Below are 18,568 nucleotides of genomic sequence, written 5' to 3' on the forward strand. Positions count from 1 at the left end.
AAAAGCCCTGTCATCTTCGAGCGGTAGCGGGAGCCGTCTCTCCCGAAAGGCGCCCTATGCTGCACACCGCGTTCGACGATCGCCGCGCTATCCCCCATGGCCGCGACGACAGCCGTCTGGCTGCAACGCTGGCAAGCGGCGGCGACCGGCGCATCCGCCCGGGCGCCGACGGACGCAACCCCTATTTCGCGAGCGTCCTTCCGTCCGACGCGCTCGCCTATGGCTCCTCGACGATCAGCAGCATCTCGGCCCACGCCTTCGCCGCTCTCGCGGCGCGCTGGCGTCACCGGCTCGATCGCCCGCTGACCGGGTCCGATTACGCCGCGGGACTCGATGGGCTGCGCGAACAGATCGCCCGATGGGCCGGCGCATCCGATGCCGCCATCGTCTTCGCCGCCTCGGGCACCGACCTTGAATATGTGGGGCTCGCCGCTGCGCACGACGGACGCCCGCTCACCGCCGTGCTCCTCGGTCGCGACGAGGTGGGCAGCGGCTGCGCCCACAGCGCCGCTGGGCGTTTCTTCGCGGAAGAAACCGCAACCGGCGCGCGCGTCGTCGCGCAGACCGCGGTCGATCCCGCCTTTGCCGGAACAGAGCTGATCGACGTCGCGCTGCGCGATGACGCCGGACATCCGCGCGCTTCGGCAGCCGTCGCCGCCGAGCTGGCCCTTCATATCGAGCGGGCGGCCGCCCATGGACGCCGCGCGGTCGTCCACGTCGTTCACGGATCGAAAAGCGGCCTGACCCTGCCCGCGATCGACAATATCGAACGCCTCGCCGTCCGCTATGGCGAAGCGGCGGCGATCATCGTCGATGCCTGCCAGTTGCGCATCGCCCCCCAGGCGGTGCGTCGCTATCTCGCGCTCGGCTGCGTGGTGCTGCTCACCGGGTCCAAATTCGCCGGGGGACCTCCGTTCAGCGGCTTCGCGCTCGTCCCCAACCGACTGCGCGCCCGCGCCCGGTCGCTTCCCGAGGGGTTTCGCCGCCTCGCGAACCGCGCCGAATGGCCCACCGGCTGGCCCGGCGCCGTCCAGCTTCCGGCCACCGGCAATTTCGGCCTGTTGTTGCGGCTCGAGGCAGCGTTGATCGAGATGGAGCGCTTTGCGGCGCTCCCCGATGCCCGCCGTGATGCGGTCACCGACCGCTTCGCCGCCCACGCCGACGCCCTGCTTCGCCGCCTGGAACTGTCCGAGGTCGCGGGCGCCGGCACTGCCTGTCTCGCAACGCGCACGATGCGCACCCTCGACCTGTCGGCGCGCTGGCCCGGGTGCGATTTCGACGCCGCCCGGACGATGCACCGGGAAATCGCCCGCAAGTCGCGCCAGTGGCTCGGGCAGGAAATCCGCCTCGGCCAGCCCGTGCGCACCCACAACATGCCGTGCGGGCGCGCCGCGGGAACGCTGCGCCTGTCGCTGTCGATGCCGCTGATCGTCGAGCTGGCTGCCCTGCCCGATCCGGTGCTCGACGAGCGGCTCGATCGCGACATGCGGCTCGTCGGCGCGGCCATCTCTGCCGCGGCTTCGACCATTCTCGATCAACGGCAGCCCGAACCGCTCGGCTGACCGCAAAGCCGAGTTTTCGGAACGGCGGGCCGGTCGGGAATCTCGCTTCGACCGCCTATCGCTATCGGTTCGCCGCGAAAAACGAGGGCTTCCGGCAGCGCTTTCGGCGGCCCGCTCGTTCTTTCGTCACCATGACGAAAAATATGCATCTCTCCCGCCCCGCCACGAGCGCGATCGCCGCGTTCCTGGTTCTGACCACCCCCGCCGCCTTCGCGCAGACCGCCCCGACGCAGGGCACCGCCACCACGGCGCCCGCCCCGGCTCAATCGACAGCGCAGCCGACTGCTGCCCAGCCGGTCACCGTGCCGGTGATGGTCCCGCCGGTGGCGCCGACGACGACCCCGACGGTGCCCGCCCCCGCCACCACGGGGCCGACAGCACCTGTCATTCGTGTGCCGATCGCCATCGAGCCGCCCGCCGGAGCCAAGGCTCCGGTTGAAAAGGCCGCGCCCGAACCGGCCCCCAAGGCAGCCAAGACCCCCGCTCCGCGTGAGTCGGCGCCGGCCGAGCGACGCGCCGAAGCCCCGCCTGCGGATACCGGCATCGCGACCCCGGCGGTCGCGCCCGAAACCGCAACGCTGCCCGCAGCCGCGCCGGTGACGGCGCCCACGCCTCCCGCCGCGGACACCGCGCCGCCGGCCGCGCAAGGCGCCGACACCGACGGCAATAGCTTCCCTTGGGAGATCGCGGGCGGCGCAGCGGCGCTGCTGATCGCCGGGGGAGCGGCCTTCGCCCTTGCCCGCCGTCGCCGCACGCCCGCCGAGGAAGCGGTTATCGTCGATGCCCCGCTCGCGGCCGATCCGGTCCCGGCTGCCCGCGAGGAGGCTACGCCGGCCCGTGCCCCGGCGATGCGTTCGACCCCGGCCTTCGCGGCGGCACCGCATGGCGGCATGGGCCGCCACGAAGCGATGGCTTTGGCGGGTCCGACGCCCGACAATCCGTTCCTGACGCTGAAGAAGCGGCTGAAACGCGCGCGCTTCCACGACCGCCGCGAGCGCCTGGATTATGAGGAACTGCTCGCCGGACAGCGCGACCTGCGCCGCAAGCCCGCGAGCGCCTGGGACGTCGCCCAGCGCCCCGCGCCGGCCGCGACCGAACAGGAGGTGCGCCGCCCCGAACCGGCGCGCGGTCGCCGCGATCAGCGCCCCGGCTACGCCGGCAACTGATCGCCATACGACGGAACGAAAAAGGGCGGCGCCTCGCGGCACCGCCCTTTTCTTTTTCGAAAGCGACAGCCGGCGAACCGGCCAAACGCCCGCGAACCCGATTACTTGAGTTCGACGGTCGCGCCGGCCGCTTCGAGCTTCTTCTTGATCTCTTCGGCTTCGGCCTTGTTGGCGCCTTCCTTGACGGCCTTCGGAGCGCCTTCGACCAGCGCCTTGGCTTCGCCGAGGCCCAGGCCGGTGATGGCGCGGACTTCCTTGATGACGTTGATCTTCTGGCCGCCATCGCCGGTCAGGATCACGTCGAACTCGTCCTTTTCTTCAGCGGCCGGAGCGGCAGCGCCAGCAGCAGCCGGAGCAGCGGCAACGGCAGCAGCGGCCGAAACGCCCCACTTTTCCTCGAGCAGCTTCGAAAGCTCGGCGGCTTCCAGAACGGTCAGCGCCGACAGGTCGTCAACGATCTTAGCAAGATCAGCCATTTTCATTCTCCATCAGAACCGGAACTAAGCCGGTGAGTTATTGAAGGTAGTCAGGGTATTTACGCCGCATCCTTGGCGCCATAGGCACCGAAGACCCGCGCCAGTTGGCCAGCCGGGGCCGCCGCGATCTGGGCAACCTTGGTGGCCGGAGCCTGGACGAGACCGACGATCCTGGCACGCAGCTCGTCGAGCGACGGCAGCGCCGCAAGCGCCTTCACACCGTCCACGTCGAGGACCACATCCCCCATGCCGCCACCGACGATTTCAAGCTTGTCGTTGGTCTTGGCAAATTCCACCGCGACCTTCGCCGCCGCCACCGCGTCGGTGGAAGCTGCGATTGCCGTGGGGCCGGTCAGCAGGTCGCCGATGCCGGTATAGGGCGTGCCGTCGAGCGCGATCCTGGCCAGGCGGTTCTTCGCGACCTTGAAGCTCGCGCCGGCGTCGCGCATCTGCTGGCGAAGCACCGTCGACTGGGCGACGGTGAGGCCCAGGTTGCGAACAATCACAACCGTGGCGGCATTCGACAGCGTAGCGTTCAGCGCGGATACGGCTTCGGCCTTTTCAGCACGATCCATGCCTGTTTCTCCACTCTTGCCCGAAGGCGCGCCGAAACGCGCCACCGGGCGGCTAACACACGCAAAGGCCGTGCGGGACGAATCCCGCCTGTCCTTTGCGCAGCGATGTCCGATGGGGTCGGTCAAGCCGCGAACGCCTGACGCGCAGGCGGGCGACCGATGAAGACTGTTCCCCGTCTCGGCTGGACATTAAGAAGGGCAAAGTCCCTTCACCAACTGTCTCGGACGGAATTGCCGGGGCCGGAGCCCCGACAACACGCGGGCGCTCTTAGCCGGATCGGGCGCGAAGTCAAGCTTTGCGGCGGAAGTTGGCGAAAGTGCCGCGTATCGTCGCATCTTTCCGCTTGCAAAGATTATTACAAGATATATCTTAGAGCTATCGAGATTCGCATGAAGGAGTGACTATGCGATATGAAACCCACGGGCGCGGCTGCGGCGCGCGCCATCGGAAACACCAGGAAATGCGCCGCGCCATGCGCGGCGGCGGACGCGGGTTCGGCCATGGCTTCGGCTCCGGTCATGGACGCGGCGGACGCTTTCGCGACGACGGGGGCGATGGCGGCCGCCGGCGCCGGATGTTCGACAGCGGCGAACTGCGGCTGGTGCTGCTGAAGCTGATCGCCGACGAGCCGCGGCACGGATATGACCTGATCCGCCGGATCGAGGAGCTGACCGGCGGCGCCTATGCCCCGAGCCCCGGCGTCATCTATCCGACCCTGACCCTGCTCGACGACATGGGGCAGATCGCGGCGCAGCAGGCGGCGGGCGCCAAGAAGCTGTTCGCGATCACCGCCGATGGCCGGGCCGAACTCGACGCCCAAGCCGATGCGATCGAGGCGCTGGTCGCGCGGCTCGCCGCGATCGGCGAGGAACGCCAGCGCACCGATTCCGCCTCGGTCCGCCGGGCGATGGGCAACCTGCGCCAGGTGCTGATGAACCGCCTTGGCGGCCGCGACATCGACGAGGCGACGCTGCACCAGCTCGTCGCGCTGATCGACGAAGCCGCGCAGAAGATCGAACGCCTGTAAGGAGCATGGCACATGACCGTTTCCGCCACTGCCCGCGTGCCCACGCGCCATGCGAGCAAATATCTGCAGCAACTGTGCAAGCACTGGCAGCATAATCTGGCCGTCGCCTTCACCGCCGACCACGGCACCGTGACCTTCCCCCGGGATGCGCGCGGGGCCGACTGGCCCGGCGACGCGTTGGTCAGCTTCGACGCCGCGGCCGATGCGCTGACGGTACGAATCGACGCGAGCGTCGCCGGACAGCGCGAGGCGCTGGAGGGGGCGGTCGCCCGCCATCTCGACCGTTTCGCCTTTCGCGAGGCGCCGCTCGCCTTCCATTGGCAACGGTCCGGCTAGGGTCAGGACCCATGAAATGCGCGCTCGAGGTTTGAAGCGATTTTGCTCAGGGCGAGGAGAGAAGGCGTAGGAATATGAACATATTCCAAGGCTTGCCAACGCGGCCATGGGCAAAATCGGTCAAATCGCGAAGCGACGCCGAAATGGCTTCGATCTCGGGCCCGTGCGGCCTTGCGGGTAGCGATGCTACCCGCTGCACCCGCCCGAACCCGATATCTTCGCCATTTCGACGCCTCGAACGCGCACGTCAAGGGCCCTGACCCTGAGACCGATTGGCGCATTGTCATTTAACCGGAACATCCTATCTTAGGGCAAAGGGCCGCGGTGGACCGCGATCCCTTGCTGTGCCGATTGGGCCGTGACGACTGGAAAGATTCCGATGCAGGACGACAAGGAACCGCAGGGCAACCCCTGGATGAAGAGCGTGATGATCTGGAGCGGCATCCTGCTCGCCATGCTCCTTGTCGCCTCGATGTTCGGCAGCGCGACGCAGCCCGCGGGACAATCGCTCGCCTATTCCGAGTTCCGGCAGAAGGTCGAGGAAGGCAGCGTCAAGCAGGTCGTATTGTCGGACGACCGCGTCACCGGCGAAATGACCAACGGTGACCGCTTCACCGCCAATGTCGTGCGCGATCCCGAGCTGCTGAAGCTGCTCAACGACAACAACGTCAAATATGACGGCAAGCCCGCCGAGACCGGCAATATCTGGGTCTATCTGCTGATCCAGTCGCTGCCCTTCCTGCTGATCCTGGGCATCGCCTTCTTCGTCTTTCGCCAAGTGCAGAAGAACAATGGATCGGGCGCGATGGGATTCGGCAAGTCGCGCGCGAAGATGCTGACCGAAAAACAGGGCCGCGTGACCTTCGACGACGTCGCCGGCATCGACGAGGCGCGCGAGGAACTGGAGGAAATCGTCGAGTTCCTGAAGGACCCGACGAAATTTTCCAAGCTGGGCGGCCAGATTCCGAAGGGCGCGCTGCTCGTCGGTTCGCCCGGCACCGGCAAGACCCTGCTCGCCCGCGCGATCGCGGGCGAGGCGGGCGTTCCCTTCTTCACCATTTCGGGTTCGGATTTCGTCGAGATGTTCGTCGGTGTCGGCGCGTCGCGCGTGCGCGACATGTTCGAGCAGGCCAAGCGCAACGCGCCGTGCATCGTCTTCATCGACGAGATCGACGCCGTCGGGCGCCATCGCGGCGCCGGGCTGGGTAACGGCAATGACGAGCGCGAGCAGACGCTGAACCAGTTGCTCGTCGAGATGGACGGGTTCGAGGCCAATGAAGGCATCATCATCGTCGCGGCGACCAACCGCCCCGACGTGCTCGACCCCGCGCTGCTGCGCCCCGGCCGTTTCGACCGTCAGGTCGTCGTGCCGCGTCCCGATATCGAGGGCCGCCAGAAGATCCTGGAAGTCCACACGCGCAAGAAGCCGCTGGCGCCCGACGTCGACCTGCGCCGCATCGCGCGCGGAACCCCCGGCTTTTCGGGCGCCGACCTTGCCAACCTTGCCAATGAGGCGGCGCTGCTCGCGGCGCGCAAGGGCAAGCGCCTGATCGCGTCGAACGAGTTCGAGGAAGCCAAGGACAAGGTGCTGATGGGCGCCGAGCGCCGGTCGATGGTGATGACCGAGGACGAGAAGAAGGCGACCGCCTATCACGAGGCGGGCCACGCGCTCGTCTCGCTCCATGTCGAGCACAACGACCCGCTGCACAAGGTGACGATCATCCCGCGCGGCCGTGCGCTGGGCGTGACGTGGAACCTGCCCGAGCGCGACCGCTATTCGCAGAATATGAAGCAGATGAAGGCGCGCCTCGCGCTCTGTTTCGGCGGCCGCATCGCCGAGCAGCTCATCTATGGCAACGACGAGCTGAACACCGGCGCGTCGAACGACATCCAGCAGGCCACCGACATGGCGCGTTCGATGGTCATGGAATATGGCATGTCCGAAAAGCTGGGCTGGCTGCGCTATCGCGACAATCAGGACGAGGTCTTCCTGGGCCACAGCGTGTCGCGAGCGCAGAATATGTCGGAAGAGACCGCGAAGCTGATCGACAGCGAGGTCCGCCGGCTGGTCGAGGAAGGCGAAGCCACCGCGCGCAAGGTGCTGACCGACCATCTCGATGAACTGCACCTGCTCGCGGGCGCGCTGCTCGAATATGAGACGCTGTCGGGCGAGGAAGCCAAGCGCGCGATCAAGGGCGAGGATATCGGCCGCGAGGACGATCAGGGCCGCACCGGAACGCCGGTACAGGGTCACGCCGGCGGCCTGCCGCAGATCAAGCGCAAGCCGCGCCCGTTCGGCGATCCCAATCCTCAGGGGGCGTAGGGCCAGAGGGAGCCTACCCCCCTTCATCGACGGGTGCTTGCCATTCCTCCCTTCGTCATGCTGAACTTGTTTCAGCATCCATGGCCCGCCCTCTCCTCCCACACGGCGCGACATTCAGGGGCAGACCATGGACCCTGAACGTGTTTGGCAATTATACCCTTGGCATCCGTAAGCCTGCTTACTTCGTCATTGCGACCCCGGCGAAAGCCGGGGGAAGCAATCCAGAGCGGTTTGCGCGCACTCTGGATTGCTTCGCTCCGCTCGCAATGACGGGATTACGGATGCGAAAGGGATAAGCGCCAAACACGTTCAGGGTGACGAATTCTATAGGGATCGGCCTTGTCGAAAGCAGACCTCCTTACAAAACATGTCAACGGCGGCCGTTCGATCGGGAAGCGCGTCTTGCCCGCGCTGCTCGCCGCGCCTTTGCTCTGCGGCATGGCGCCCGGCGACATGAGCGTCGCGGCCTTCCTTGCGCGTGCCAACGCGGTGACGCGGCTCGGGCCGCTCGCGATGGCGACGCCCGAGGCCTATCGGCTCAAGAATGAGGTGATCGCGACCGCCAGGCGCTATAAGGCGCGGATCGACGCCCAGCGGCGCGCGGGGCGAAAGACGACGAGCTGTCCGCCCGAAAGCGGCACGCTGACCCCCGAGGAATGGCTGGCGCATCTGAACGGCTATCCGGCGCGGATGCGCGGCAGAGTGTCGATCTATGCCGCCTTCGATGCGCTGATGAAGAAACGCTACCCCTGCCCCGCCTGATCGGTCATAGGGACGGGCGATGACGATCTATTGCGACGAATCGGGCGGACTCAACGCGGGGGCGATGACCTTTGCGGCGGTGATGCTGACGCCCGAGGTAGCGGCGTCGATCCACGCGCGCTTTCGCGCCGTCACCGGCCTGAAGGGCGAGCTCAAGGGCAGCCGCATCAGCCTGACCGAGCGCGCCTATCTGCTCGAACTGTTCGACCGCGCCGGCGGGCGCGCCTGGGTCGCGGTCGCCGAGGGCGCGAAGCTCGCCCACGGCAAGGACGGCACGCCGCCCACCGACCTCGAGCTTTATGCGGCGCTGCTCGACAGCGCGGTCGGCCACTGGCTGCCCGAAACCGGCGGCGTGTGTACCGATGTGGTGATCGACGACGGCCGCTATGACCCGACGATCCTGGCGCGGGTGCGCGACACGATCCAGGCGGGGCTTTCGGGCTGGGGCCGCGCCTCGCTCGCCGACAGCCGCCGCAGCGACGGCGTGCAACTGGCCGACGTCATCGCCAACAGCCTCTACAACGTCACCGTCCGCTCGCCGCGGGCGCGGCGGATCGGGACGATCCTGGAGCCGATGCTCGCTTCGCGCGCGATCCGGGTCGCGGAGTTGACCCAGCTTCCGTGAGGCAGGGTTAGGAGTGGGAAGCACGTAAAGCTCTCTCCCCTTCAGCGGAGAGGGTTGGGAGAGGGGGGAGACTTGCACCTTGCCCCTCTCAACTTCGGCTAGCGAGCAAGCTCGCAAGCCTGCGTATCTCTCCCCTGAAGGGGAGAGAGCAGGACTTTCGTTCGATCGCCAGTACCCCGACCAACAAAAAGGGCCGCGGTGTCCCGCGGCCCCTCTGGTGATCCCTGTCGGCGGCTCAGTCGAAGTCGGGGCCGCTGCTCGCCGGGCTGCGCGGCGGGGCGGCGGCGGTCAGGCGCAGCGCCTCGGCCGAGCGGCTGATCGAGCTGATCTCGTCGGGCGTGTCGTCGTCATCGACCACGACCTTCTGCATGCTGCCGACGAGCGCATCCTGGATATCGTGCGGGCGCACGGTCTGTTCAGCGATCTCGCGCAGCGCGACGACGGGGTTCTTGTCGCGGTCGCGGTCGATCGTCAGTTCCGAACCGCCCGAGATCTCGCGGGCGCGGTGCGCGGAGAGCAGAACCAGATCGAAGCGGTTGGAAACCTTGTCGACGCAATCTTCGACGGTAACGCGGGCCATTGGCAATTCCTTGGGTTACGGGAGAGGCCAGCCCTTCCGGGGGCGTGGCAGCAAGCGCTGCGCGCTAGCAGCGGCGGGGGCGAATGTCAACGAAAGCGCGCGGAGGGCGGTGACGTAGGTTGAAAGCAGGCGTGTGTTTTTGCTTGCTTCGTCACCCCGGACTTGATCCGGGGTCCCGCTTTTCGGCGTCGCTGAGCGGGACCCCGGATCAAGTCCGGGGTGACGAGACAGGGAATGGCCCCTTTCAAATCCAAACTGCGCTGCCACCGCGCTTCGGCCGTGTCCTTGACTTGGCGGGCCGCCTGCCTATCTGGAAACGCGCGAAGGGACGACCCTTCGTCAGACGATCATCCGGGACGGCCCGGCTCTTGAAAGGAGCTCGAACCATGGCCTGGATCTATCTCGTCTTCGCCGGACTGCTGGAAATCGTCTGGGCCTTCTTCATGAAGAAGTCGGCCGGCTTCACCCTGCCCGTACCGAGCGCGATCACCCTCGTCACCATGACCGCCAGCTTCATCCTGCTGTCGGTCGCGATGAAGTCGCTGCCGCTCGGCACCGCCTATATGATCTGGACCGGGATCGGGGCGGTCGGCGCCTTCGTCGTCGGCGTCGCGGTGCTGGGCGAAGCGGCGACCCCGTTGCGGCTGATCGCCGCCGCGCTGATCGTCGCGGGGATCGTGCTGATGAAGCTGTCGAGCAGTAGCTGAGCTTGCCCGCCGGGCGCAGCGCGCCCTATGAGCGGGACATGACCGATGCGCCCGCCCCTGCCCCCGCGACCGGCCTGACCGCCGAGGTCGCGGGGCATCGGCTCGAGCTGATCTTCGACGGCGCCGAACGGCTGCGCCGCCTCTGCGCGCTGATCGACGGGGCGGCGCGCAGCGTCGACATCGTCATGTACATCTTCGACGACGATGCCGCGGGGCGCGAGGTGGTCGCACGCCTGCTCGCGGCGGCGGAGCGGGGGGTGCGGGTGCGCGCGGCGATCGACAGCTTCGGTTCGGCACGCACGCCGGGCAGCCTGTTCGCCCCGCTGCGCGCGGCGGGCGGCGACGTCGCCTATTTTTCGCGGCGCTGGCGGTCGAGCTATCTGATCCGCAACCATCAGAAGCTGATCCTGATCGACGGGCGGGTCGCGGTGACCGGCGGCTTCAACATCTCCGACCAGTATCTGAGCGCGCCGCGCCGCGACTGCTGGTTCGACCTCGGCCTGATCGTCGAGGGGGAGAGCGTCGCGCAGGCGGTGCGATGGTTCGACCGCATCCACGCCTATACCGCGCATCACGACGGTAAGCTGCTGATGCTGCGCCGCCTGATCCGCGAATGGCCGGTCGCGAACGGGCCGGTGGCGTGGCTGGTCGGCGGGCCGACCGAGCGGCTGTCGCCCTGGGCGCGGGCGGTGCGCGCCGACCTCGACGGCGCCGGGCGGCTCGACATGGCCATGGCCTATTTCTCGCCCGGCCAGGGCATGCTGCGCCGGCTCGGCCGCGTCGCGCGCCGCGGCCATGCCCGCTTCGTGATGGCGGGCAAGTCGGACAATGCCGCAACCGTCGGCGCGTCGCGGCTGCTCTATGGCTATCTGCTGCGCAAGCAGGCCGATGTCTGGGAATATCGGCCGTGCAAGCTGCACATGAAGCTGATCGTCGTCGACAATGTGACCTATATCGGATCGGCCAATTTCGACGCCCGCAGCCTGTTCCTGAACGTCGAGATCATGGTGCGGATCGCCGACGCCGAATTCGCGGCGCGGATGCGCGATTTCGTCGCGGGGCTGGAGCCGGATTGCGAGATCGTCACCCGCCGGTCGCACAAGGCGCGCGCGGGGCTGCTGACGCGGCTGCGCTGGGCGCTGGCCTGGTTCGTCGTCGGGGTCGCGGATTATACGGTGTCGCGGCGGCTCAACTTCGGGCTCGCCGAGCCCGATCTGGAAACGATCTAGTCCTTCCAGCCCCAGAAGAGGAAGCAGGGCGGGACGTTGACCCACTCGAACGCCCGGTCGATGCGGCGGAAATGCGCGGCGAGGAAGTCGCGCGCGCGGGCGCGGAACTGATAGACGAGAAAGGCGCCGCCGGGACGCAGCACGCGATGCGTCGCGGCGGCGATCGCTGGCCCGACACCCGCCGGCAGGGTCGAGAAAGGCAGGCCCGACAGGACATAGTCGGCCCGCTCGAACCCGTGCGCCGCGACGATCGCCTCGACATCCGCCGCCGACCCGTGGACCGCGATGAAGCGGCTGTCGCGGATATCCTTTTTCAGATAGTCGATGAAATCCTCGTTGGTGTCGATCGCGATCAGCGTCGCGTCGCCGGGCAGATGTTCGAGGACGGGGCGGCAGAAGGTGCCGACGCCCGGGCCATATTCGACGAACAGCTTCGTGTTCTTCCAGTCGACCGGCCGCAGCATGTGGCGGATCAGCGTCGGCGAGGAGGGCACGATCGACCCCACCATGACCGGGTGCTTGATGAAACCGCGGACGAACATGCCCCACGGTCCGAAAAAGCGCTTGAGCTTCGCGCGAATCCGATGCGGCGTCGCGATCTTCGAGTCTTGGGCGTGCGCCCGCGGATTGGTCATGATGGCTTTCGCATTGTTGCGGCGTCCTTTGTCGGTGGCAAAATCGGCCGCCAAGCGCAAGGAAAGATATGGGCCTGGCGCTGGACAGATCGCACATCGCGTGTAGGGAGGGGCAGGTTTGCGGCGAACGGAGGGGCGACATGACGGCGATATCGCGCTCCATCCCCAACGACCGCATGGCGGTGCTGTTCGCGATCATGCTGGTCGCCGCGGCGGGCAACACCGCGATGCAGTCGATCCTGCCCGCGATCGGCGCCAAGCTGCATATTCCCGACGTCTGGGTCAGCCTGGCGTTCAGTTGGTCGGCGCTGCTGTGGGTGCTGACCGCGCCGCACTGGGCGCGCCAGTCCGACAAGCGCGGCCGCAAAGTGCTGATGGCGCGCGGGCTGATCGGATTCCTGTCGTCGATGGCGCTGTGCGGGCTGACGCTGTGGGCGGGCCTTGCCGGATGGCTGGCGGCGGGCGCGACCTTCGTCGTCTTCGCCCTGTTCCGCAGCCTCTATGGCGCGCTCGGGTCCGCCGCGCCGCCCGCGGTGCAGGCCTATATCGCCGCGCGTACCGACCATGAAGAGCGCACGCAGGCGCTGTCGCTCGTCTCCTCCTCCTTCGGGCTCGGCACCGTGATCGGCCCCGCCGTCGCCCCCTTCTTCATCCTGCCGATCGTCGGGCTGGCCGGCCCGCTGCTCGTGTTCGCGGTGATCGGCCTGATCGTCCTCATCATGCTGCGCTGGCGGCTACCCAGCGACACGCCGCGCTTTTCGGCGCGCGGCGCGGTCGCCGTCTATCCGACCTCCGCGGGATCGCCCGCCGCCGCCGGCAACGACCGCGACGAGGACAGCGCCGATCCCAGCGAATATGCGGAAGAGCTGCGCTGGACCGACCGGCGCGTCCGCCCCTGGCTGGCGGCCGGGCTGATCGGCGGACAGGCGCAGGCGATGATGCTGGGGGTCATCGGCTTCCTGATCCTCGACCGGCTGCACCTGCGCCTGCGTCCCGACGAAGCGGCGGCGCTGACCGGAATCGTGCTGATGGCGGGCGCCTTCGCGACCCTGCTCGCGCAATGGGGGCTGATCCCGCTGCTGCACATGTCGCCGCGCACCGCGGTGCTGCTGGGCGCCGCGCTGGGCGCGCTGGGCGCGGTGATGACCGGCCTGTCGCAGAACCTGCACGGCATCGTGATCGGCTTCGCCCTCGCCTCGCTGGGTTTCGGCCTGTTCCGGCCCGGCTTCACCGCTGGCGCATCGCTGGCGGTGCCGAAGCGCGACCAGGGCAGCGTCGCGGGAATGACGGCATCGATCAACGGATCGGCCTATATCGTCTCGCCCGCCATCGGCGTGCTGCTTTACAATTGGCACGCGATGGTCGCTTACGGCCTGATGGCGGGCTTTTGCGTCTGGCTGGTGCTGTGGGGCTGGGCAGCGCTGAAGACGCCGGAGGCGGCGGGCTAGAACCGCATAAATCGGCCCCTGGAGGCCTTTTCGTCACCCCGAACTTGATCCGGCCCCGCTATACCACGGGAAAGCGGGACCCCGGATCAAGTCCGGGGTGACGAGGAAACTAGGGTCCTGACCCTAGGGTCGCACTCCGTTTTTCAAAATGCGAAGACCCTAATCCGTCGACGGCTCGCCCTCATGCTTGGTCTCGCGCACTGGCTTGAGCATGCCCGGGGCGAAGAAGCCGATCGGGTTGACGCTCATCGCCTGCTGCTTGATCTCACCCTGGATCTTTTCATAGTCGCGCTCCATCGCCTCGGTCACCGAGGCGCGCGTGTCTTTCAGCGCGGCTTCGAAATCCTCCATCGTCACCGTGTCGCTGTCCATCGAGCGCTTGAGCGCGGCGAGGCCGGCGCGGCGGACCAGATCCTCGAGGTCGGCGCCGGTGAAGCGGTCGGTGCGCGCGGCAAGCGCGGCGAGATCGACATCGCCCGCCAGCGGCATCCGGGCGGTGTGGATTTCGAGAATGCGCTGGCGCCCGCCGGCATCGGGAACCGACACATAGATCAGCTCGTCGAGCCGGCCGGGGCGGAGCAGCGCCGGGTCGATCAGGTTCGGCCGGTTGGTCGCGCCGATGACGACCACCGACTGCATCTCCTCTATCCCGTCCATCTCGGCGAGGATTGTGTTGACGACGCGCTCGGTCACCTGCGGCTCGCCCGCGGTGCCGCTGCCGCGCGCGGGGACAAGGCTGTCGAGCTCGTCGATGAAGACGATGGTCGGGGCCACCGCCCGCGCCCGCGCAAACAGGCGCGCGATCTGCTGCTCGCTCTCGCCATACCATTTGGAAAGCAGGTCCGAGGATTTGATCGCGATGAAATTGGCGTCGGATTCACGCGCCGCCGCCTTGGCGAGCAAGGTCTTCCCCGTGCCGGGCGGACCGTAGAGAAGGAAGCCCTTGGCCGGGCGGATGCCGAGGCGGCGGAACGCTTCGGGATGCTTGAGGGGCAGTTCGATGCCCTCGATCATCTTGTCGCGCGCCGCGTCGAGGCCGCCGATGTCGCTCCAGCGCGTCTTGGGCGCCTGCACCATCACCTCGCGCATCGCCGAGGGCTGGACGCGCTTCAGGGCATTGTTGAAATCCTCGCGCGTCACGCTGAGTTCGTCGAGCACCTCGGGCGGGATCGTTCCTTCCTCGAGATTGAGCTTGGGCATGATCCGCCGCACCGCCTCGATCGCCGCCTCGCGGGTCAGCGCCGCCATGTCGGCGCCGACGAAGCCGAAGGTCGTGCGCGCCAGTTCGGCAAGGTCGACATTCTGGGCCAGCGGCATGCCGCGGGTGTGGATGCCGAGAATCTCGCGCCGCCCGCTTTCGTCGGGCACCCCGATCACGATCTCGCGGTCGAAGCGGCCGGGGCGGCGGAGCGCCTCGTCGATCGCGTCGGGACGATTGGTCGCCGCGATGACGACGAGGTTGGTGCGCGGCTCCAGCCCGTCCATCAGCGTCAGAAGCTGCGCGACAAGGCGCTTTTCGGCCTCGCCCTGCACCTGCCCGCGCTTGGGCGCGATCGAATCGATCTCGTCGATGAACAGGATCGACGGCGCGGCCTTGGCCGCCTGTTCGAACACGTCGCGCAGGCGCTTTTCGGACTCGCCATAGGCCGACCCCATGATTTCCGGCCCGTTGATGAGGAAGAATTGCGCCTCGCTCTCGTTCGCGACGGCGCGCGCGAGGCGGGTCTTGCCGGTACCCGGCGGGCCGTGGAGCAGCACGCCGCGCGGCGGATCGACGCCGAGGCGGCGGAAGAGTTCGGGATAGCGCAGCGGCAGTTCGACCATCTCGCGGAGCTGGTCGATGGTGTCGCCGAGGCCGCCGAGATCGTCGTAGGTCACGTCGGTGCGCCGGGTATCCTGCGGTTCCTGATATTCGGGGAGCAGTTCGACCTCGGTAGTCTCGTCGATGAAGACCACGCCCTTCGGCGCCGCCGAGACGACGAGCAGGCGCACTTCGGCAAGCGCATAGGCGGGCGCGTTGAGCATCTGGCGAAGCTGCGGCGGCATGTCGCCCGCGGGCAGCCGCTGCTGCCCCGCGGTCGCCACCGTGTCGCCGGCGGTGAGCGGGCGGCCGAAGAAGCTGCGCTTGAGCGCATTGGCCGAGCCCTGAAGCCGCAGATTTTCCTGTGCCGGAGCAAAGACGACGCGCGTCGCGGGCCGCGTCTCAATGCGGCTGAGCATCACCATGTCGCCGGCGCCGGCGCCGGCATTGGCGCGCTGAAGGCCATCGAGGCGGATCACCTCCAGCCCCTCGTCCTCGGCATAGGGGGCCATGACACGCGACGCGGTCTCCCGCTTGCCGCTGATCTGGATCACATCGCCCTCGGTCACCCCGAGTTCGGCCATGGCCGAGCGCGGAATGCGGGCAATCCCTCCCCCGCTTTCCTCTGCCCTTGCATTCGCGACCTGTAGCTTGACTTGCTTTTCTTTAACCGGTGCGTCGGCCAAGGCGTGTCTCCCGCAAAATAGTCAGAATGCGGAAGATAGGATGGTCGTTCCCGATTTTCGACCCCCCTCGGCGCAGGCTCGTTTCATACCGCAGCGCACAAAAGCATCTGGCGCCGCGTGCGGGGGCATGTCATCATCGGCACCGCATCATGACACGCCTCCCTCCCCTCAGCAGCATGGAAGCTTTTCTGGAAGTCGCGCGGCACGGCACGGTGAAGGCCGCCGCGAGCGAGCTCGGCCTGTCGATGCCCGCGCTGTCGCGGCGCATCCAGACGCTGGAACATGCGGTCGGGCGGCCGCTGTTCGACCGCCATCACCAGGGGTTGAAGCTGACCGAGGCGGGGCGGACGCTGCAGACGCAGCTCGCGCCGATTCTCGACGAGCTGCGCGGGGTCATCGGCCGCGTCGGCAGCCCCGACGCGTCGCTGCGCCTCCACCTCAATGTGCTGCCGCTCTTCGCGCAGCAGCGCCTGTTCCCGCGCCTGCCCGAGCTGAGGCGCCAGCATCCCGAGCTGCATATCGACATCGACACGCTGTCGCACGGCGAGGCGCGGCTGGGCGACGGGCTCGACGCCGCGATCGCGCTGGCCCGCGCGATCGACCCGGCGCTCTATGCGGCGCGGCTCGACCAGGACAAGATTTTTCCGATCGCGGCGCGCGACCTGACCGACGGCGAGCGCCCGATCACGGTTCCCGAACAGTTGCAGCGGCTGACCATCCTGCTTCACCGCGAAATGCCCGAAACCTTCGCCGAGTGGCGGCAGGCGATCGGTATGCCCTATCTCGAGCCCGCCGGAATCGATTTCTTCGATTCGGGGCCACTGATGCTCGAGGCCGCGGCGCAGGGGATCGGCGTCGCCTTCATGCACGGCCATCATTTCGACAACGCCCAGGACGCGCGGCTGTCGCGGCTGTTCGATTTCGATGTCGACAGTCCCTACAGCTATTGGTTCGTGTGCCGCCCGCGCGCGCTGCGCCAGCCGGCGGTCAAGCTGTTCCACGACTGGCTGCTGTCGGCGAAAATCTGAAAAATGGTGCTGCTGGAGAGGATTGAACTCTCGGCCTCACCCTTACCAAGCCCCAGCGGACCATTCCGGCGAGTTCCGACGACACCCGAAATCACTAGCTTTTCTGCGGCATACAGCTAAATCCGGTTCCGAGCAGTAGCGACCTGTTCCTACTGAAACCGGGTAATCTCGCTACCCCGAGACTACCCCGGAGCAACGGAGGCTATACATGGCAACGGCACCGAAGACCGGCACGACACAGCATCAATCCGGTCGCGAGCGGCTTACGGACAAGCGGATAGAGAAGCTGGCAGCACCGGCCGGGAAGCGCGTTGAGATCGCCGACACCATTGTCCGCGAATTGCGGATCAGGGTCAGCGACAAGGGTGCAAAGAGTTGGTCTGTGCTCTACCGCGTCGCGGGCGCAGGGGACAATAACACCCGCGGCGAGCAGAAGCGAATGACGCTTGGCCCCTATCCGCTCGTGAGCCTCGAACAGGCCCGGGACAAGGCGCGGGAGGCGCTCGACACCGCCGACCGAGGGCTGGACCCCGCCGCCCAGCGTGACGAGGAGCGCGCCCAACGGCAGACCCGCACCTTCGAGGTCATTCTTGAGCGTTTCGTCGACCTCCATGTGAAGCAGAATACCCGCGATGGGCGCTTTGCGAAGGAACGGGCCGCGACACTCGACGCCGCGAAGGCCGGGAAGCTCGTCCCGAAAGGGCCGAACAAGAAGCTCGGGCGCCCGCCCGCGCAACGGCTGATCGAGGATCACGCCCTGCCGCTATGGCGCGGACGGCTGATCGAGACGATCACCCGCGCCGAGGCCCACGACCTGCTCGATGACATTGTCACGAAGCGCGGCGAGGCTATCGCCCGGGAATTGCGGAAGCACCTGACCAAGATGTTCAATTGGGCGGCTGACCGCGGCCACATAGCCGCAAGCCCCCTCGCTGGGATGCGGCGTCCCGAGTTGGGCTACGTGCCCCGCGAGCGCAATCTCTCGATGGACGAGCTTCGCCGGGTATGGGACGCGGCGGGCGACATGGGTTACCCCTTCGGCCCCATGTATCGCCTGCTCATCCTGACCGGGCAGCGCCGGTCGGAAGTCGCCGAACTCGAATTGCCGTGGATCGACGTCGAGCACCGCGCCGTCGAGATACCGGCCTCGCGCTACAAGACGAAGCGCGCGCACGTCTATCCGCTGTCGGCGCCAGCGTGGGCCATCGTAGACGCCCTCCCCCGCTGGAACGACGGCGACTGCCTCATCTCGACGACCAGCGGCGCCCGGCCGGTCAGCGGCTTCTCGAAGGCGAAGCAATCGCTCGACGACAAGATAACCGAGCGCGGCAAGAAGCAGGGGCTCGCTCCCCTCGCCGATTGGACCGTCCACGACGTTCGCCGGTCAGTCGCGACCCACATGGCCCGGCTCGGCATCCCGCAGGAGCATATCGAGCGCGTGCTTGGGCATGTCGTTCAGGGTGTTGCTGGAACATACAATAAATATTCCTATCTCGACGAGAAACGCGCGGCGTTGGAGAAATGGGGAAAGTTGTGGCTGTAATCAGGGCGATGTAGCCCGCAGCGGGGATAGGTCCTTTCTTTGCTATAGTAAGGTGGCT

Annotated in this window: 17 protein-coding genes; 12 read left to right on the forward strand and 5 right to left on the reverse strand. The window is 67.4% G+C overall.

The window, feature by feature from the left end; genetic code table 11:
- Nucleotides 1–56: 56 nt before the first annotated feature.
- Together FHR21_RS18175 and FHR21_RS18180 are read left to right on the forward strand one after the other, a co-directional pair.
- Nucleotides 57–1,562, forward strand: coding sequence for a hypothetical protein (locus FHR21_RS18175; protein WP_184100906.1), 1,506 nt, complete (start codon nucleotides 57–59; stop codon nucleotides 1,560–1,562).
- A gap of 131 nt (nucleotides 1,563–1,693) precedes the next feature.
- Entirely contained in the window at nucleotides 1,694–2,728 is a 1,035-nt protein-coding gene (locus FHR21_RS18180) for a hypothetical protein (protein ID WP_184100908.1), read from the forward strand.
- Between the two features lie 101 nt (nucleotides 2,729–2,829).
- Here the strand turns inward: FHR21_RS18180 and rplL are convergent, their stop codons facing one another.
- Both rplL and rplJ read right to left on the reverse strand, forming a co-directional pair.
- Complete coding sequence (gene rplL / locus FHR21_RS18185) at nucleotides 2,830–3,204, reverse strand: 50S ribosomal protein L7/L12 (RefSeq protein WP_184100910.1); 375 nt, start codon at nucleotides 3,202–3,204, stop codon at nucleotides 2,830–2,832.
- A 59-nt stretch (nucleotides 3,205–3,263) separates the two neighbouring features.
- Complete coding sequence (rplJ, locus tag FHR21_RS18190; RefSeq protein WP_184100920.1) at nucleotides 3,264–3,779, reverse strand: 50S ribosomal protein L10; 516 nt, start codon at nucleotides 3,777–3,779, stop codon at nucleotides 3,264–3,266.
- 461 nt (nucleotides 3,780–4,240) lie between these two features.
- Between rplJ and FHR21_RS18195 the strand changes: the two genes are divergently transcribed.
- From FHR21_RS18195 to FHR21_RS18215, 5 genes are all read left to right on the forward strand, one after another.
- Entirely contained in the window at nucleotides 4,241–4,807 is a 567-nt protein-coding gene (locus FHR21_RS18195) for a PadR family transcriptional regulator (RefSeq protein ID WP_420825298.1), read from the forward strand.
- Between the two features lie 12 nt (nucleotides 4,808–4,819).
- Entirely contained in the window at nucleotides 4,820–5,143 is a 324-nt protein-coding gene (locus tag FHR21_RS18200; RefSeq protein ID WP_184100922.1) for a DUF2218 domain-containing protein, read from the forward strand.
- Between the two features lie 379 nt (nucleotides 5,144–5,522).
- Nucleotides 5,523–7,466: an ATP-dependent zinc metalloprotease FtsH gene (gene ftsH / locus FHR21_RS18205; protein WP_184100981.1), complete on the forward strand. Its 1,944-nt coding sequence runs from the start codon at nucleotides 5,523–5,525 to the stop codon at nucleotides 7,464–7,466.
- 402 nt (nucleotides 7,467–7,868) lie between these two features.
- Complete coding sequence (locus FHR21_RS18210; protein ID WP_246427322.1) at nucleotides 7,869–8,228, forward strand: hypothetical protein; 360 nt, start codon at nucleotides 7,869–7,871, stop codon at nucleotides 8,226–8,228.
- 19 nt (nucleotides 8,229–8,247) lie between these two features.
- Entirely contained in the window at nucleotides 8,248–8,853 is a 606-nt protein-coding gene (locus FHR21_RS18215; protein WP_184100924.1) for a DUF3800 domain-containing protein, read from the forward strand.
- Nucleotides 8,854–9,088: 235 nt separating this feature from the next.
- Here FHR21_RS18215 and rpoZ read toward each other — a convergent pair whose 3' ends face one another.
- Nucleotides 9,089–9,433: a DNA-directed RNA polymerase subunit omega gene (gene rpoZ / locus FHR21_RS18220; RefSeq protein WP_184100926.1), complete on the reverse strand. Its 345-nt coding sequence runs from the start codon at nucleotides 9,431–9,433 to the stop codon at nucleotides 9,089–9,091.
- 386 nt (nucleotides 9,434–9,819) lie between these two features.
- Here rpoZ and FHR21_RS18225 point away from each other — a divergent pair, with 386 nt between their 5' ends.
- Together FHR21_RS18225 and FHR21_RS18230 are read left to right on the forward strand one after the other, a co-directional pair.
- Nucleotides 9,820–10,140: a DMT family transporter gene (locus FHR21_RS18225; RefSeq protein WP_184100928.1), complete on the forward strand. Its 321-nt coding sequence runs from the start codon at nucleotides 9,820–9,822 to the stop codon at nucleotides 10,138–10,140.
- Nucleotides 10,141–10,178: 38 nt separating this feature from the next.
- Nucleotides 10,179–11,369: a phospholipase D-like domain-containing protein gene (locus FHR21_RS18230; RefSeq protein WP_184100930.1), complete on the forward strand. Its 1,191-nt coding sequence runs from the start codon at nucleotides 10,179–10,181 to the stop codon at nucleotides 11,367–11,369.
- On the opposite strand, the gene FHR21_RS18235 is transcribed toward FHR21_RS18230, so the two are convergent.
- Nucleotides 11,366–12,004: a class I SAM-dependent methyltransferase gene (locus FHR21_RS18235; RefSeq protein WP_184100932.1), complete on the reverse strand. Its 639-nt coding sequence runs from the start codon at nucleotides 12,002–12,004 to the stop codon at nucleotides 11,366–11,368. The two genes, FHR21_RS18230 and FHR21_RS18235, sit on opposite strands and share 4 nt — an antisense overlap.
- A gap of 140 nt (nucleotides 12,005–12,144) precedes the next feature.
- Here FHR21_RS18235 and FHR21_RS18240 point away from each other — a divergent pair, with 140 nt between their 5' ends.
- On the forward strand, nucleotides 12,145–13,452 hold the full coding sequence (locus FHR21_RS18240; protein ID WP_246427323.1) for an MFS transporter: 1,308 nt from the start codon (nucleotides 12,145–12,147) through the stop codon (nucleotides 13,450–13,452).
- Between the two features lie 159 nt (nucleotides 13,453–13,611).
- On the opposite strand, the gene FHR21_RS18245 is transcribed toward FHR21_RS18240, so the two are convergent.
- A complete protein-coding gene (locus tag FHR21_RS18245; protein WP_184100934.1) occupies nucleotides 13,612–15,939 on the reverse strand; it encodes a CDC48 family AAA ATPase in 2,328 nt (775 codons plus the stop codon).
- Nucleotides 15,940–16,088: 149 nt separating this feature from the next.
- Here FHR21_RS18245 and FHR21_RS18250 point away from each other — a divergent pair, with 149 nt between their 5' ends.
- Together FHR21_RS18250 and FHR21_RS18255 are read left to right on the forward strand one after the other, a co-directional pair.
- The gene (locus FHR21_RS18250) at nucleotides 16,089–16,967 is read left to right on the forward strand and encodes a LysR substrate-binding domain-containing protein (RefSeq protein ID WP_184100936.1); all 879 of its coding nucleotides are present in this window, start codon (nucleotides 16,089–16,091) and stop codon (nucleotides 16,965–16,967) included.
- A 208-nt stretch (nucleotides 16,968–17,175) separates the two neighbouring features.
- The gene (locus FHR21_RS18255; protein ID WP_184100938.1) at nucleotides 17,176–18,510 is read left to right on the forward strand and encodes a tyrosine-type recombinase/integrase; all 1,335 of its coding nucleotides are present in this window, start codon (nucleotides 17,176–17,178) and stop codon (nucleotides 18,508–18,510) included.
- Nucleotides 18,511–18,568 lie beyond the last annotated feature (58 nt).

Source organism: Sphingopyxis panaciterrulae, assembly GCF_014199295.1.
Taxonomy (GTDB): domain Bacteria; phylum Pseudomonadota; class Alphaproteobacteria; order Sphingomonadales; family Sphingomonadaceae; genus Sphingopyxis; species Sphingopyxis panaciterrulae.